This is a genomic window from Hungatella sp. SL.1.14, from assembly GCF_024460495.1.
Taxonomy (GTDB): Bacteria; Bacillota; Clostridia; order Lachnospirales; family Lachnospiraceae; genus Hungatella; species Hungatella hathewayi.
The window spans coordinates 1-308 of record NZ_JANFYJ010000256.1; the positions used below are offsets into that span (position 1 = coordinate 1).

Genomic DNA, 308 nt, shown 5'->3' on the forward strand with positions numbered 1-308 from the left:
TAAAGGACAACCCCAACACCACACCCGAGCTGCGGGAAGTGATAACGGACAGCTATGACCGTTTGATTGCTCCCGCCATTGAGCGGGAAATCCGAAACTACTTGACGGAGAAGGCGGAGGACGGCGCCATCCGGGTGTTCGGGAAAAATCTGGAGCAGCTTCTGATGCAGCCTCCCATCGTGGGCCGTGTCGTGCTGGGCTGGGATCCGGCATTCCGTACCGGATGTAAGATTGCTGTGGTGGATGTGACCGGGAAAGTACTGGATACCGTAGTCATCTATCCGACTGCTCCTCAATATAAGGTGGAG

General features: G+C 55.8%; 1 pseudogene. It reads left to right on the forward strand.

The features are described from left to right. Positions 1–308: pseudogene (locus NE473_RS30895) on the forward strand (RNA-binding transcriptional accessory protein); the annotation flags it as partial.